The organism is Pseudofulvimonas gallinarii (assembly GCF_004343305.1).
Classification (GTDB): Bacteria; Pseudomonadota; Gammaproteobacteria; order Xanthomonadales; family UBA2363; genus Pseudofulvimonas; species Pseudofulvimonas gallinarii.
The window spans coordinates 32,683-48,561 of record NZ_SMAF01000008.1 but is presented as its reverse complement, the minus strand read 5'-3'; the positions used below and the strand labels follow the sequence as shown (position 1 = coordinate 48,561).

Sequence of the window (15,879 nt, the reverse complement as noted above, 5' to 3'; positions counted from 1 at the left end):
TTGTAGCGCCCACCCCCGCGAATGCGGGGTGGGCAGGTCCGTCCGGTGCGGACAGACTGCGCCCCGACACCAGCGGGGGCTGTCATGCGACACCGGATCATCCTCCTTTTCTTCCTGACCCTGGCTGCCCTCGCCGGTCAGGCGCACGCCAATCCCCTGCAGTTCGGCTGGATGGTGCCGCCGATGTGGTCCGGTACCGACTGGAACCTGCAGCTCAGTCTCGCCAATAGCAGCGGCGCCAACGTCGCCGGGCCATTCGTCGTGCGCGTGTACCTGCCCGGACACGTCGAGTTCCGCGGCAACAATGCCGGCCAGTGGACCTGCAGCACGCAGCCGGGCAACGCGCAGCAGGTGAACTGCAGTTGGCCCGGCACGCTCACGCCGGCGAACTGGTCGGCGCCCCACCTGGGCGTGTACGCCCGCACCAGTCCGGCCATTCCCCCCACCACGCACACGCTGCGTGCCACGGTGGAAACGCCGACGGTGCCGGCACCGGATCCGGCGCTGTGCACGGGCACGCCCAGCAGCAGCGGCTGCCTGGTCGCGCAGATCCAGGCGCAGGCTTCCCGGCTGGACCTGACCGACTGGGGGTACACCAGCGACATGGTCACCGCACCCGGGCCGGTCGCCGAAGTCCTCCAGCCCTTCGAGGCCGGCGTCGAGCGGCGCGTCCTCGTCGGCTTCCAGCCCAGTGGCTATGGCGTCGGCAACATCCCGATGACCGCCCGTTTCCATCTGCCGGCGGGCCTGACTTTCCAGGGGCTGTCCAACGGCATCCCGACCTTCACCTGCCGCAGCCAGCCCGATGGGGGTGGCCAGCTCGTCACCTGCAGCACGCCCTACGTGGTGCAGCCGGGGTTCGTGAACATCCGCGTGCTGGCGGTGGCCAACATCGACATCCCCGGTCCGCTGTACATCCATGCGCGACTGGAAAACGATTCGCAGCAGGTGTCGCTGGCGGAATGCATCGCCGATCCGGTGGGAATGGGCTGCGGCCGGCTGGCGGTGCACACGCGCCTGCCGCGCGCGCCACGCCTGGAGCTGGGTACGCCTGGTGTACTTCCGGCGGAATTCCGTCGCGGCCAGCAGGGCCACCTGGACCTGCCGTATCGCAATGCCGGCGATGGCATGGCATCGGCTTCGCGACTGGTACTGCAGCTGCCGCCGGGTGTGTCCTGGAACCGGACCACGGCGGTGTCGATGACCTGCATGGCCAGCGGTGATCCCGCAATCGTCGGACAAGTGGTCGGCTGCGCCGGCCCGGCGGTGCTCGAGAACCTCCAGCTGGCGCCGCATTTCGTGCTGGACGTGCTCTACAACGCCGCCGACACCTTGCCGGTGCTCATCGGCGTGGACATGGGGGAGGGCAGTGACCAGTCCCTGCTTGATGACTGTGCCGCCGATCCGCTCCAGGCGCATTGCGCACTGCTGGAAGTTCCCGTGGCCTGGCGGTGTGCCGACCCGTTCGGCGCCGACGGCATCCACTGCGACGGTTTCGAGTTGCCGCCCACACTCTAGTCCCCGCTGGGTGTGGCAATGGCCGGGCGCGGATCACGGATGATCCGCGCCCGTTTTTTACGAAGCGGCGAGGGCGGCGGCGATGCGCTGCTGCTCCTGCTTGAGGGCCGCGGGGACGCGCGGTTCGTACTCGGCCAGATGCGCGGCCACCGCCTCGGCTTCCTCGCGCCACGCGGCGACATCGATGTCGATCAGCGCGTCCAGGTCGTCCGCCGGCAGCTCCAGTCCGTCGAGGTCGAGATCCTCGCGGCGGGGCAGCGTGCCGATGGCGGTCTCGCGTCCTTCGACGCGGTTCTCGCAGCGGTCGAGGATCCACTCCAGCACGCGCAGGTTGTCGCCGAATCCAGGCCACAGGAAGTGGCCGTCATCGCCGCGACGGAACCAGTTGACCTGGAAGATCTTCGGCAGCTTCGTGCCGGGGCGGTCGAAGCTCAGCCAGTGCGCCCAGTAGTCGCCGAAGTGGTAGCCGCAGAACGGCTTCATCGCCATCGGGTCGCGGCGCACGACGCCGACCTGGCCGGTGGCGGCGGCGGTGGTTTCCGAGGCCATCGCTGCGCCCATCAACACGCCGTGCGTCCAGTCGCGCGCCTCGGTGACCAGCGGCACCAGCGAGCGCCGGCGGCCGCCGAAAATGATCGCCGAGATCGGCACGCCCCTGGGGTTTTCCGCCTCCGGCGTGTAGCTGGGGCAGTTGTGCATCGATACCGTGAAGCGCGAGTTCGGGTGCGCCGCCGGTCCCTGCGCTGGATCGTAGGGGCGCCCCTGCCAGTCCAGTGCCGGCTCGCCGTCGCCGATGCCTTCCCACCACGGCTGGTTGTCGGCGGTCACGGCGACATTGGTGAAGATCGCGTCGTGGTTGAGCATGGCCAGCGCGTTGGCGTTGGTCCTCGCGCCGGTGCCCGGTCCGACGCCGAAGAAGCCGGCCTCGGGATTGATGGCCCACAGGCGGCCATCGGCGCCGGGCTGCATCCAGCAGATGTCGTCCCCGACCGTCCACACCTTCCAGCCCTTGTCGCGGAAGGCGGCGGGCGGGATCAGCATGGCCAGGTTGGTCTTGCCGCAGGCGGAGGGGAAAGCGGCAGCGACGTAACGCACTTCACCCTGCGGGTTCTCGATGCCGACGATCAGCATGTGCTCGGCCAGCCAGCCTTCCTGGCGCGCCTGCCAGGAGGCGATGCGCAACGCGTGGCATTTCTTGCCCAGCAGCGCGTTGCCACCGTAGCCGGAGCCGTAGGACTTGATCGTCAGCTCTTCCGGGAAATGCATGATGAAACGGCGATCCGGATCCAGCTCGCCCGTCGAATGCAGGCCCTTCACGAAGCTGCCTTCGTGTTCGATGCGCGCCAGTGCGGCGGCGCCCATGCGCGTCATCCTGCGCATGTTGGCCACGACGTAGGGACTGTCGGTGATCTCGACGCCGCAGCGCGACAGCGGCGAATCGATCGGGCCCATGCAGTAGGGCACCACGTACATCGTGCGGCCCTGCATGCAGCCGTCGAACAGCGCGTCGATCTTCGCGTGCGCTTCGTCGGGCGCCATCCAGTGGTTGTTCGGGCCGGCATCCTCGCGATCGCGCGTGCATACGAACGTGAGGTGCTCGACGCGCGCGACATCCGACGGGTGCGAGCGATGCAGGTGGCAATGCGGATGCGTATCCGGGTTCAGGGCGATCAGATCACCGCTTTCCAGCATGTGCGCGGTGAGCGCCTGGTCTTCGGCATCGCTGCCATCGCACCAGTGGATATGTTCGGGACGAGTGAGGCGCGCGACCTGGGCAACCCAGTCGTTGAGGGCGGCTAGCTGGCTGGACATGAGGGGACGGGCAGGGAAAAGTCCCCCGACATTATCCGGCCCGCTCGCGAACCTGCAACCTGCACTGCGCCACGGCGCCGGAAAATCAGGGGTTTGCGTGTGCGATGCGTGCCCGGGAAGCCGGGCACGGCGAAAAACAATGGCGCCCGGGTCCCGTTACAGCGGGGGAATCAGCGTCGCGATCGTATGGTCGATGAAGGCTTCCAGCTCGTCATGGTCGGCGAAGCGTGGGTAGCCCAGTTGCAGCGAGGTCTGCAGGAAACCGGCATAGACGCTGTAACAGAGCAGGGCGCGATGCTGCGCCTGCTGCCGGTCCAGTCCGGTCTGGCGGAAGGCGCGGGCGAGGAAATCCAGACGCTTCTTGACGACCCGCGTCATCGCCGGCTTGACCAGGTCATGGTCGAGCGCCTTCAGCAGTTCGCCGTAGATGATGTGCGTGCGCAGCTCCTCGCTGACACGCATGAACAGGCGGCGCAGGCGCTCGTGTGCGTCGGCGATCGGCTCGACGACATCGATCAGCGTTTCCTGTTCCTGGCGCTCCCAAAGTTCGATGGCACCCTTCAGGAGTGCGTCCCGGTTTTCGAAGTGCCAGTAGAAACTGCCCTTGGTCACGCCCAGGCGGCGGGCCAGCGGTTCCACGGCCAGCGCGTGCACGCCATGGGCGGCGATCTCGTCGAGGGCGGCGTTGAGCCAGTCGTCGGCACTCAGACGGTTGCGGCTGGCCGAGGGAAGGGTCTGGGGCTGCGCGTTCATTGCCCGGATGGTAACGGCATTGGCGGTTGACCGCTGCCGGCGATGATTCCATACTGATGCGTATGGACCTGCCGAATTCCGGACCCGTCAGCACCGTCCGGCTCGACGCCGATGGCGTCGTGCTGGCTGCCGAGCGTTTCGGCGACGGCAAGGGCCCCGGCCTGCTGTTCACCCACGGCCTCGGCCAGACCGGCAGCGCCTGGCGGCACGTGGCGCGGCGTTTCGCCGCAGCCGGCTGGACGGCGCTGGCCGCCGATGCCCGCGGCCACGGTGCCAGCGGCCGCAACCCGCCCGGCCTGCCGTATTCGCCCGGGCTGCTGGTCGAGGACCTGCGCCGCTGGGCGGCGACGTTCAGGGAGCGGCCCGTGCTGGTCGGCGCCTCGATGGGCGGCCTGACCGGCATGGTCGCGCAGGCGCTGCACCGCAGTTTCAGTGCCCTGGTGCTGGTCGACATCACGCCGCGCTGGGAACCGGAAGGCGTCGCCCGTATCCTCCAGTTCATGCGCGCGCATGGCGATGGATTCGGCAGCATCGAGGCGGCGATCGACGCCATCGCCGCCTACATGCCGCATCGTCCGCGCAAGACCGCGCAGGCGCTGTCCTCGCTGCTGGTCCGGGACGACGACGGCCGCTGGCGCTGGCACTGGGATCCGCGCCTGGTCGACGACATGAATCGCGATGTCGATCGCCAGCAGCGCGCACTGGCGGACGCGGCTTCCCGCATCGACGTGCCGACGCTGCTGTTGACCGGGGGTGCCAGCGACGTGGTGTCCAGTGACACCATCGACGAGTTCCTGGCCCTGGTGCCACACGCCGAGCATCACGTCGTGGCCGATGCCCGCCATCTGGTCGCCGGCGACGACAATGACGCTTTCGCCGCTGCGGTCGCGGCGTTCCTGGCGCGACTGCATCCGTCGCCGGGGCACGCGTCCGCGCCTGCCGTCGACGAGGTGACGCCATGACGTCGCGCCCGTTTCCGCGTACCGGCCCTTTGCATGGCCGTACGTCCTCCCTCCCGTTCCGATCCTTCCGAGAGTGTTCGCCATGATCAACGCGTTGCCCTACGTGACCCTGCTGCTGGTGGCCGGCATTGCCGCCTACCACCGGTGGAAGCTCATCAACTGGGCCATCGTCAGCGCCGTGGCACTGGCATTGGTGACCTTCGCGACCGAGGTGCACTGGATCGCCTCGCTCATCGCCTGGGTGCTGTTCGCGGTGGTCGCCGTGCCGCTGAACCTGCTGCCGTTCCGCCAGCAGTTCCTGACCCGTCCGGTGCTGCGCCTGTACCAGAAGATGCTGCCGTCGCTGTCTGAAACCGAGCAGGTGGCGCTGGAAGCCGGCACCGTCGGGTTCGAAGGCGAACTGTTCACCGGCCGCCCGGACTGGCAGGTGCTGCTCAAGCAGCCGGCCCCACGCCTGAGCGCCGACGAGCAGGCCTTCATGGACGGCCCGGTCGAAGAAGTCTGCGCGATGATCAACGACTGGCAGATCTGCCACGAGTTGGCGGACATGCCGCCGGAGATCTGGGACTTCCTGAAGAAGCACCGCTTCTTCGGCATGATCATTCCCAAGGAATACGGCGGCCTCGGTTTCTCCGCCTACGGCCACCATCGCGTGCTGGTGAAGCTGGCCTCGATGTCCGGCGTCGTGTCCTCGACCGTGGCCGTGCCCAACTCGCTCGGCCCGGCCGAGCTGCTGCTGCATTACGGCACCGACGAACAGAAGCAGCGCTACCTGCCGAAGCTGGCGGTCGGCGAAGAGATCCCGTGCTTCGGCCTGACCAGCCCGACCGCCGGCTCCGACGCCACCTCGATCAGCGATTACGGCATCGTCGAGAAGCGCGTGGTCGATGGCAGGGAAGTGCTCGGCATCCGCCTGACCTTCGACAAGCGCTACATCACACTGGCGCCGGTGGCCACCGTCATCGGCCTGGCCTTCAGGCTCTACGATCCGGACCACCTGATCGGCGAAAGCGAGGACGTCGGCATTTCGCTGGCGCTGCTGCCGCGTGAAACGCCGGGCATCGAGATCGGCCGTCGCCACCTGCCACTGAACGTGCCGTTCCAGAACGGACCGATCCACGGCAAGGATGTGTTCGTGCCGATCGATACGCTGATCGGTGGTCCCGCCTATGCCGGCCAGGGCTGGCGCATGCTGGTCGAGTGCCTGTCGGTGGGCCGCGCGATTTCGCTGCCCTCGAACGCCACCGGTGGCACGCAGATGGCGTCGCTGGCGACCACGGCGTATGCGCGCCTGCGCAAGCAGTTCAACATGGCGGTCGGCCATTTCGAAGGCGTGCAGGAAGCCTTGTCGCGCATTCTTGGCCAGACCTACGCAATCACCGCGCTGTCGCGTTCCACCGCCGCCGCCGTCGACCGCGGCGAGCGTCCGGCTGTCCCTTCGGCGATCGCCAAGTACCACGCCACCGAACTGGGTCGCGAAGTCATCCGCGACGCCATGGACATCCATGGCGGCAAGGGCGTGATCCTGGGGCCGAAGAACTACCTGGGACGTTCGTGGATGGGTTCGCCAATCGCGATCACCGTCGAAGGCGCGAACATCATGACACGCAGCCTGATGATCTTCGGCCAGGGCGCGATCCGCTGCCATCCGCTGGTGTTGAAAGAGATGCAGGCGCTGCAGCAGCCGGATCCCGGTCAGCGCCTGAAGCTGTTCGACGGCCTGCTGTTCGCCCATATCGGCCTGGCGATTTCGAACGCGGTACGCTCGTTCTGGCTCGGCCTCATCCACGCCCGCATCGGCCGCACGCCGGCGCATTCGGATACCGCCAAGTACTTCCGCAAGCTCGACCGATACGCCGCCGCGCTGGGCCTGTGCTCCGACATCGCGATGCTGGCGCTGGGCGGCAAGCTGAAGATGAAGGAGCGCCTGTCGGCGCGCCTGGGTGACGTGCTCAGCGAGCTGTACATCGCCTCGGCGGTGCTCAAGCGCTACGAGGACCAGGGCCGTCCCGACGCCGACAAACTGCTGCTGGCCTGGTCGCTGCATGATCGCGTGCATCGCATCCAGACCGCGCTCGCCGGCTTCATCGACAACTTCCCGGTGCGCTGGCTGGCCTGGCTGATGTCGTTCCTGATCTTCCCCATCGGCCGCCGCGAGCGCGCGCCGTCGGACCGCCTCGGCCGTCGCCTGTGCACGCAGCTGCTGGCGCCGTCGGATACGCGCGACCGTCTCTGTGAAGGCGTGTATCGCGGAGCCACGGCCAACAATCCGATCGGCCGCATGGACGCCATTCTGCCGCTGGTCATCCAGGCCGAGCCGGTGGAGCGCAAGTTCATCAAGGCGATGCGCGCGAAGTCGATCCAGGCGCTGGACTACGACAAGCAGGTCGCCGAAGCGGTGGCCGAAGGCGTGATCTCCGACGCCGAGGGCGAGCTGCTGCTCAAGGCGCGCGCCGCGGCCATGGAGTTCATCCACGTCGATGACTTCGATCCGGCCGACCTGCGTTCGGCCAAGGGCGCGCGCGCTGCGGAAGGATTGCGCGCCGTCGCCTGAGCATCGCGGTCGCTCGCGGCGGTGTTGCCGGCATCCCGATCCTGGTCGGGATGCTGGCCTACCCGCCTACGCTGGTGGCCATGGACACCGCCACGCAAGTACGTTTCCGGTCCGTCGTCGAAAATTCAACGCCGAAGAGCTGGACCGCCGTCGCGACGACTACGCCTACCTGAAGCAACAGCGTCGCGCCGGGGCGACACTGCAGGATCATCTGGATCGCCCTGCCAGTTTCGCCCGCTTCGGCGATGCGGCCGACGAGGCACTCATCGAGTCGGTCCGCGACCTCTCGGCGATCCCGTTCCCGCCGGACGTTCCCGGCTTCTTACGGCAACACGGTTCGTTCAAGGGCGACGACGCGCTGAAGGCGCTGTCAGTCTGGCCGCTGGGCGAAATGCAACGGCTTTCCGCTGACGACACCGCGCAATGGCAGCGGGTCCGTTCGCGGGGCCTGGTCGATGCCATCCGCTGGACCTGGGGCAATGACCGCCCGGATCTGGAGCCGGGCCGTGCCCACGCCGTCATCAGTGTCGAGCAGGCGGGCAGCCTCGACAGCCGCTACACCGTGATCGGCCGCTGGACCTGTCCCCGCCTGGAAGGCAGCGGCCACCTGTACTTCGACGGCGAAGGCCGTTCCGGCATCTTCCATTACCACCAGGATGAATCGCCCGTGCATCGCCTGTCGGGCGACAGCCCGGCGCGCATGAACTGGGACAAGTTGATGAACGCTGCGCTGACCGAAGTGCTCGACCCGGACGGATACGACTGACCGGCCGGCGCACACCAGATCTGTTCCACACACGCCGGGACTGCTACGTTCCGACGCATTCGCGCCGGCCTGCCGGCACCCTCGGAGGCAATGCGCTTGAGCGGCTTTCGCTGCTTCAAGCCGCTGCATGGCCGCCGCCTGTCATGGCACCGGCTGCGGATGTGATCGCGGCATGCTGCGCGCCGGTCCGCAGCCTGCACGGAAAGGAAAAAAGGGCTGCGCCGGAGGGAGCGATAACCGGCGCAGGTTTGCCAGACGGCAGCAGCGCAGGCCTCCCCGCACGCTGCACCCTCATGCCGGAAAACCCCTGACCCGGCATCGGCCTTGCGAAAGAGTCAGCCGCCGAACAGTCGCGCGTACCAGGGCTTGCGGGGCTTGGCGTGCCAGCTGGTATTGCGTTCGAGATGACGGCGCACCGTGCGCGCGTAGGCCTTGTCGTCACCCTTGATGTGATTGAACAGCCAGCGCGAGAGCATGTCGCGCAGGGCGTCGGTGACATCCTCGCCGGCGTTGAAGCGCATCTGGTACTCGCTGACGCGCGCCGTGAAGATGTCGTGCACGCGCTTGTGCGCCTTGCTGAAGGGATAGCCGGCTTCCTCCATCAGCTCTTCCTCGAAGACGAAGTGCGACAGCGTGTAGTCGACCAGCTCGGCCAGCACCTCGCCGACGTTGCCCTCGATCTTGCCCTTGGCCACGAGCGTGAGCCGGTTGATCAGCTCGACGATGCGTTTGTGCTGCTCGTCGATGACATCGATGCCTGTTTCCAGGTCTTCGTTCCAGATGAGAAGGGCCACCGCCGGGGTCTCCAGAAATCCTGGTGCCCACGATAGGGACAGCGCTTTTCCGACACCTTGATCGAAGTCATTGAGTCGACACGAATGGATACGCCGGCCATGAAAAAGCCCGGAGGGCTTACGCCGTCCGGGCCGGGGTCACGCTGCTGCGGACCGGTGGAAACCGGCCGCGCAGTGATCGGGTGCGTCAGCGGTTGCCGCTGTCGTTCGCCTCGGCGGCGACGCGCGCGCCGATCTCTTCCGGCGACAGGCGCTCGCTGGTCAGCAGCGCGTTGACGCCGGCGAGGTCGTCGTAGTCGATCACGCCGGCGGTGTGCTTGAGGCGCAGGCCGCTGAGGATGAACTGGTGGCGGGCGTTGGAATAGTCGCGCTGCGCCTGGAACAGCAGCTGCTGCGACAGCAGCACGTCGACGATGGTACGGGTGCCGACCTCGAAACCGGCCTGCGTCGCTTCCAGCGCGCTCTGCGCCGACAGCAGCGCCTGGCGGCGGGCTTCGACCGAGCTGATGCCGGCGCCAATGGCGCGGAAGTCGTTGCGGGTCTGCCGCTGCAGCAGGCGGCGCTGGGCTTCCAGAAGGTCCTCGGCGGCGTCGCGCTGGTAGATGGCCTGGCGCACGCGGGCCTGGGTGGCGAAGCCGGCGAAGATCGGCACGTTCAGCGACAGGCCGATGACGGTGTCACGGCCGTCGATCACGGTGTTGGACGTGATCGGCACCGAACCGGACATGCGGTGGGTATCGCCGTAGGTGACGGTGGCACCCAGGCTGGGCAGGTGTCCGGAGCGGGCGGTGCCGATGTTCTTCTGCGCGGCTTCCAGGGCGAAGCGGCGCGACGCCAGCGCGGGACTGGCCTGTACGGCGGCTTCTTCCCATTCCTGCAGGGAATCCGGCTGCGGGCCTTCCAGCGGGATGTTCAGGCGCAGCCCCTTGAGTTCGCCGTGGGCGACGCCGGTGATCTCCGACAGCGCCTCGCGGGCATCGTCCAGGGCGAAGCGGGCATTGATCACGGCGGCGCGCGCGCTGTCGTGGCGGGCGCGGGCTTCGTGCACGTCGGTGACCGCGGTCAACCCGACTTCGAAACGCTGCTCGGCCTGCTCCAGCTGGCGGCCGACCGCGCGTTCCTCCGCCTCGGCGAACGCCAGCGCGTCTTCGGCGGTCAGTACCGCGAAGTAGGTCTCGGAGACCCGCAGCAGCAGGCCGTCGACGGCGGCCTCGTAATCGGCCTGGGCCTGCGCGCGCTGCGCGCGGGCGGCGCCGAGGTTGGTGTAGTTGCCCCAGTCGAAAATGCTCTGGTCGAGGCGCAGGTTCCAGGTCCGTGAACGGCCATCGGTGGAATCGTGGCTGCCGTCGCCGTAATCCGACGAATTGCGGCGCTCGGTCACGCCGACGCTGCCGCCGATCTGCGGCAGCAGGGCCGAGCGCGCGATCGGCACGACCTGGCCGAGGGCGAGGCTCTGCGCCTCGGCAGCGGCCAGGCTCGGGTCGTTCTGTCGCGCCAGGTCATAGACTTCGATCAGATCCGCGGCGCTGGCGGCACCGGCCACGGACAGGGCGAGTGCGGCGATCAGGGGCTTGTATCGAAATCTCATGGTGTCGGCTCTTGTCTGCTTGGGCGCTGGGCCCGCGGGTGTGAAGGGAATTCGGGGTTCAGAGTGCGAAAACCGGCTTGGGTTCGGCACCGCGCAGATAGCCCAGTTCGGTTTCGAACAGGCTGTCGGTGCGATGGCTGCCGCCGTCGACGCGGGTGACCAGCACGGCTTCCATTGCCGGCGACTGCCCGCGCACAGCGAACAGGCGACCGGCCGGCGCCAGCCAGTCCAGGAACAGTTTCGGAATCGCCGCCACCGCGCCGGTGACGACGATGGCGTCGAAGCGCTGCTCGGGCTTGAAGCCGGCCAAGGCGTCAGCCAGCAGCACGGTGACGGAATCGGCGCGGTTCGCCAGCCGCTCGCGGGCGGCGTTGAACAGCCGTTCGTTGATCTCGACACTCGTCACCCTGCCCGCCAGCGTCGCCAGGCAGGCGGTGAGGTAGCCGGAGCCGGTGCCGATTTCCAGCACGTTCTCGCTGCCGGCCAGGTCCAGCGCCTGCAGCACGCGGCCCTCGACCACCGGCTTCATCATGTGCTCGCCATCGCCCAGGGGAATCGCCACGTCGCTGTAGGCGACATCGCGGTACGCCTCGGGAACGAAGCGGTCGCGCGGCACGGCGCGGAAACTGTCGAGCACGCGCGGATCCAGCACCTCCCAGGGGCGGATCTGCTGTTCGATCATGTTTTCGCGGGCGAGGTTCAGGTCGATGGTCATGATGGGCAGGATAAGGGTGAAAAGTGGCCGGAAATGGTAAGCCCCGGCACTTTCCACGGCAAACCGCAGACTGCCGCAGGCGTTCAGGCTGGCGCAGTGCCGGAAGTCACCGTCGGGGATCCACCCGGTGTCAGGATTCATCCTCGACCGCCCTTGGCGGCTCGTTTTCATGGACGCCGAACCACGCAGCGTACAGCGCCGGCAGGAATACCAGGGTCAGCGCCGTGCCGACGATCAGGCCACCCATGATCGCGACCGCCATGGGGCCATAGAAGTCGCTGCGCGACAACGGGATCATCGCCAGGACGGCGGTCATGGCCGTCAGGACGATGGGCCGGAAGCGGCGGACGCTGGCGTCGACGATGGCCTGCCAGCGGCCATGGCCGGCGGCGATGTCCTGCTCGATCTGGTCGACCAGGATCACCGAGTTGCGCATGATCATGCCGAACAGGGCGATCGTGCCGAGCATGGCGACGAAGCCGAACGGCACCCGGAACAACAGCAGGAAGGCGACCACGCCGATCAGGCCCAGCGGCGCCGTCAGCACCACCAGGAGGGTGCGCTGGAAGCTGCCGAGCTGGAACATCAGCACGGTCAGCACGACCAGGATGAACAGCGGCATCCCGGCGTTGACCGAGGCCTGGCCCTTGCTGCTGGCCTCCACCGAGCCACCGATCTCGATGCGGTAGCCGACCGGCAGTTCCGCGCGCAGCGCATCCATCTGGCTGTCGACGCGGGCCGTCACGGTGGCCGGCTGTATGCCATCGGCGATGTCGGCACGGACGGTGATGGTCGGCAGCCGGTCGCGGCGCCAGATGATGCCTTCCTCGAGCGCGTAGTCGAAGCGCGCGACCTGTGACAGCGACACCGTCTGGCCGTGGCTGGTCGGCATTGCCAGGCTGTCCAGCGAGGACAGGCGCAGGCGCGCTTTCTCGTCGCCGCGAAGGACGATGTCGATCAGCTCGTTGTCCTCGCGATAGACGCTGATCGGCGCACCGGTCAGGGCGCTTTGCAGGAATGTCGCGACCTGCTGCGAACTGACGCCGACGGCGCGCGCGCGGTCCTGGTCGATGACCAGGCGGACGACCTTGCTGGGTTCCTCCCAGTCCAGGTGGACCTCGCGCAGCGCCGGATCGGCGCGCATCAGGCCGGCCATGCGATGGGCGAACTGGCGCGAAAGGCCGATGTCCTCGCCGGACACGCGGAACTGCACCGGGTAACCCACGGGCGGTCCGTTCTCCAGTCGCAGCACGCGCGTGCGCGCTTCGGTGAAGTCTTCGTTGAACAGCGCCATGAGCCGACTGCGGACGCGCTCGCGCGCCTCGAGGTCGCGCGCCAGCAGCACGAACTGCGCGAACGACGCCTGCGGCAACTGCTGGTCCAGCGGCAGGTAGAAGCGCGGTGCACCGGCACCGACGAAGGCGACGTAATTGACCAGATCCTCGTCGCCGGCGAGATGGCTTTCCAGCTTTTCGACCTGGGCGCGCGTCGCTTTCAGCGAAGCGCCTTCAGGCAGCTTGATGTCCACCAGCAGTTCCGGACGCGTCGACGACGGGAAGAACTGCTGCTCGACCAGGCCGAATCCGAGCACTGAACCGGCGAACAGCGCCACGGTGCCGGCGATCACCAGCCAGCGGTGGCGCAGCGCGCCCTGCAGCAGGCTGCGGTAGCGCTGGTAGAAACGGCGCTGGTAGGGATCGGCGTGGTGGCCCTTCGCCTGCGCCTGTGCGGCCAGGTCCGGCAGCAGGCGATGACCCAGCCAGGGCACGAAGACCACGGCCACGACCCAGGACAGCAGCAGCGCGATCGTGACCACCTGGAACAGCGAGCGGGTGTATTCGCCAGTGTTCGAGGCCGCGGTCGCGATCGGCAGGAAGCCGGCGGCGGTGATCAGCGTGCCGGTCAGCATCGGGAACGCCGTGCTGGTGTAGGCGAACGCGGCCGCCTTCAGGCGCGCCATGCCCTGTTCCATCTTGATCGCCATCATCTCGACCGCAATGATCGCGTCGTCGACCAGCAGGCCCAGCGCCAGGACGAGCGCGCCGAGCGAGATCTTGTGCAGGTCGATGCCGAACCAGGCCATGGCGCCGAAGGTCATCGCCAGCACCAGCGGAATGGAGATCGCCACCACCAGGCCGGTGCGGAAGCCCAGCGAGAAGAAGCTCACCAGCAGCACCACGAACACCGCTTCGGCAAGCACGCGCAGGAACTCGCCGACCGACGCGCGCACCGAAGCAGGCTGGTCGGCGACTTTTTCCAGTTCCAGGCCCACGGGCAGCATCGACTGCAGGCGCGGCAGGACGTCGTCGAGCTGGCGGCCCAGTTCGAGGATATTGCCGCGGTCGACCATCGACACGGCCAGACCGAGCGCATCCCTGCCCAGGTAGCGCATGCGCGACGCGGGCGGATCGGCATAGCCGCGGCGGACCGTGGCGACGTCGCCGAGGCGGAACAGCTGGCCATCGGCGCGTACCAGCATTTCGCGCACGGACTCGACGGAATCGAAGCTGCCGGTGGCGCGCAGGTAGATGCGTTCGTGTTCACCTTCGAAAAAGCCCGCCGGCGCGATGGCGTTCTGGGCCGCCAGCGTCGCCTGCACCTGTTCGAAGCTGACACCCAGCGTCGCCAGCTTGCTGTTGTCCAGCTCGATGAAGATTTTCTCGTCCTGCAGGCCGACGAGGTCGACCTTGGCGACGCCGGGCAGGCGCAGCAGTTCCAGTTTGAGGCGGCGCGCCCAGTCCTTCAGGGCGGCATCGTCAAAGCCGTCGCCGGTCAGGGCGAAGATGTTGCCGAAAGTGTCGCCGAACTCGTCATTGAAGAACGGACCGATCGCCTCCGCCGGCAGCGTGTGGCGGATGTCGGCGATTTTCTTGCGGATCTGGTAGAACGCCTGCGGCACGTCACGGCGTGGCAGGCGCTCGGCCAGTTCGACGAACACCATCGATTCGCCGGGCCGCGAATAACTGCGGATGCTCTCGATCTCGGAGAGCTCCTGGAGCTTTTCCTCGATGCGATCGGTGACCTGGCGCGTCACTTCCTCGGCGCTGGCGCCCGGCCACATCGTCCGGACGACCATCACCTTGAAGGTGAAGGGCGGGTCCTCGGACTGGCCGAGCGAACGGAACGACAGCGTCCCGATAACGGCCACGAGGATCATGAAATACAGGACGAGGCCGCGATGGCGCAGCGCCCATTCGGAGAGGTTGAACCGGCTCATGGCGGAATCGTCCGTGCCGGGTCAGAAGCCGACGGGGCGGTTGTCGCGGTCGATCGGGCGCACGACCTGGCCTTCGGCCAGCTTGTGCACGCCGGCGACGACGACCCAGTCGTTTTCCGATACCCCAGTGACCTCGACGCTGTCCTCGCGGTAGGCGCCGACCTCGACCGGGCGCAGGCCGACGGCTCGCGTCGCCGGGTCCAGGACCCAGACCGCAGGCTCGGCGTCCTTGACGTGCAGGGCGGCCAGCGGCAGCGCCCAGTGCGGCGTGCCATCCTGGCGGCCGGTGTCGAAGCGGACGCGCGCGGTCTGGCCTAGGTTCACGCTGCCGTCGTCGTCCTGCAGGGTGACGCGTGCGCGCCAGGTCCTGCTGGCGCTGTCGGCATCGGGCGCGACTTCCCGCAGCGTGCCGTTCAGGACCCGGCCGGGATCCGACCACAGGGCCACGCGGGCGGCGGTGCCGACGGGATAGCGGTCCACGCCGGCCTCGGGCAGTGCGATGACGACCTCGCGCTCGCCGTCCTCGGCGAGTACGGCCACGACCTGCCCGGGCGCGACGACCTGGCCGGTTTCGGCCTGGATGGAGGTGAGGACGCCGGCCCGGTCGGCGACCAGTCGAGCGTACTGGACCTGGTTGCGGGCGACGTCGAGCTGGGCACGAGCCTGCGCCAGTCGCGCCTCGGCGGCGGCCAGCCCGGTGTCCTGGGCATCGAACTGTGACTGGCTGATCAGCTTGCGCTCAAGCAGCGTGGCGTAGCGGTCGCGCTCGGAGCGGGCCAGCCCGGTGTCGGCGGTGGCCGAGGCGACAGCCGCTTCGGCGGCCGCCAGCTGGAGGCGGAAGTCGGCGGGATCCAGCGTCACCAGCACATCGCCGGCATCGACACGCGCGCCGACATCCACCAGGCGCCGCTCGATCTTGCCGCCGACCCGGAAGGCGAGCTGGCTTTCGTGGCGGGCGCGGATCTCGCCGCTGAAGTAGGTGGGCGCGTGATCGCTGGCGCGCACCGGTTGTGACACGATGGCCGGGCGTTCCGGGACCACCGTCTCCGGCGCCTTGCTGCAACCGGCCAGGCACATGACCACGATCAAGGCGGCACCGGCGAGGATGGGTAGGATTGGACGAGGATGGACGCGCATGACTGGCATCGGCGGCTGTCGTTGGGCTAAGGTTATTGAACGCGCCGGTATAGTAAGAATACC

At 68.0% G+C, this 15,879-nt stretch carries 11 protein-coding genes; 4 read left to right on the top strand and 7 right to left on the bottom strand.

The genetic code is table 11. From position 1 onward, the window contains the following. The first annotated feature begins 84 nt into the window (after nt 1–84). Complete coding sequence (locus tag EDC25_RS07230; RefSeq protein ID WP_132577375.1) at nt 85–1,518, top strand: hypothetical protein; 1,434 nt, start codon at nt 85–87, stop codon at nt 1,516–1,518. 57 nt (nt 1,519–1,575) lie between these two features. Here EDC25_RS07230 and EDC25_RS07225 read toward each other — a convergent pair whose 3' ends face one another. Together EDC25_RS07225 and EDC25_RS07220 are read right to left on the bottom strand one after the other, a co-directional pair. Then, a complete protein-coding gene (locus tag EDC25_RS07225; RefSeq protein ID WP_123520581.1) occupies nt 1,576–3,330 on the bottom strand; it encodes a phosphoenolpyruvate carboxykinase (GTP) in 1,755 nt (584 codons plus the stop codon). 156 nt (nt 3,331–3,486) lie between these two features. Further along, entirely contained in the window at nt 3,487–4,083 is a 597-nt protein-coding gene (locus EDC25_RS07220; RefSeq protein ID WP_123520580.1) for a TetR/AcrR family transcriptional regulator, read from the bottom strand. Between the two features lie 56 nt (nt 4,084–4,139). On the opposite strand from EDC25_RS07220, the gene EDC25_RS07215 reads away from it, so the two are divergent. From EDC25_RS07215 to EDC25_RS07205, 3 genes are all read left to right on the top strand, one after another. After that, nucleotides 4,140–5,045 carry an alpha/beta fold hydrolase gene (locus tag EDC25_RS07215; RefSeq protein ID WP_132577374.1) on the top strand — a complete coding sequence of 302 codons (906 nt, stop codon included), beginning with the start codon at nt 4,140–4,142 and terminating at the stop codon, nt 5,043–5,045. Nucleotides 5,046–5,127: 82 nt separating this feature from the next. Beyond that, nucleotides 5,128–7,599: an acyl-CoA dehydrogenase gene (locus tag EDC25_RS07210; protein ID WP_123522489.1), complete on the top strand. Its 2,472-nt coding sequence runs from the start codon at nt 5,128–5,130 to the stop codon at nt 7,597–7,599. Continuing rightward, entirely contained in the window at nt 7,526–8,365 is an 840-nt protein-coding gene (locus tag EDC25_RS07205; protein WP_123522484.1) for a hypothetical protein, read from the top strand. The genes EDC25_RS07210 and EDC25_RS07205 overlap by 74 nt, the downstream gene beginning before the upstream one ends. Before the next feature lie 335 nt (nt 8,366–8,700). Here the strand turns inward: EDC25_RS07205 and EDC25_RS07200 are convergent, their stop codons facing one another. The 5 genes from EDC25_RS07200 to EDC25_RS07180 form a co-directional block, all read right to left on the bottom strand. Then, nucleotides 8,701–9,159, bottom strand: coding sequence for a bacteriohemerythrin (locus EDC25_RS07200; protein ID WP_123522483.1), 459 nt, complete (start codon nt 9,157–9,159; stop codon nt 8,701–8,703). A 187-nt stretch (nt 9,160–9,346) separates the two neighbouring features. Then, entirely contained in the window at nt 9,347–10,747 is a 1,401-nt protein-coding gene (locus tag EDC25_RS07195; protein WP_123522482.1) for a TolC family outer membrane protein, read from the bottom strand. Between the two features lie 58 nt (nt 10,748–10,805). Beyond that, complete coding sequence (locus EDC25_RS07190; protein ID WP_132577373.1) at nt 10,806–11,462, bottom strand: protein-L-isoaspartate O-methyltransferase family protein; 657 nt, start codon at nt 11,460–11,462, stop codon at nt 10,806–10,808. 130 nt (nt 11,463–11,592) lie between these two features. Continuing rightward, a complete protein-coding gene (locus EDC25_RS07185) occupies nt 11,593–14,679 on the bottom strand; it encodes an efflux RND transporter permease subunit (RefSeq protein WP_123522481.1) in 3,087 nt (1,028 codons plus the stop codon). 21 nt (nt 14,680–14,700) lie between these two features. Continuing rightward, on the bottom strand, nt 14,701–15,816 hold the full coding sequence (locus EDC25_RS07180; RefSeq protein ID WP_123522480.1) for an efflux RND transporter periplasmic adaptor subunit: 1,116 nt from the start codon (nt 15,814–15,816) through the stop codon (nt 14,701–14,703). Between the last annotated feature and the right edge of the window lie 63 nt (nt 15,817–15,879).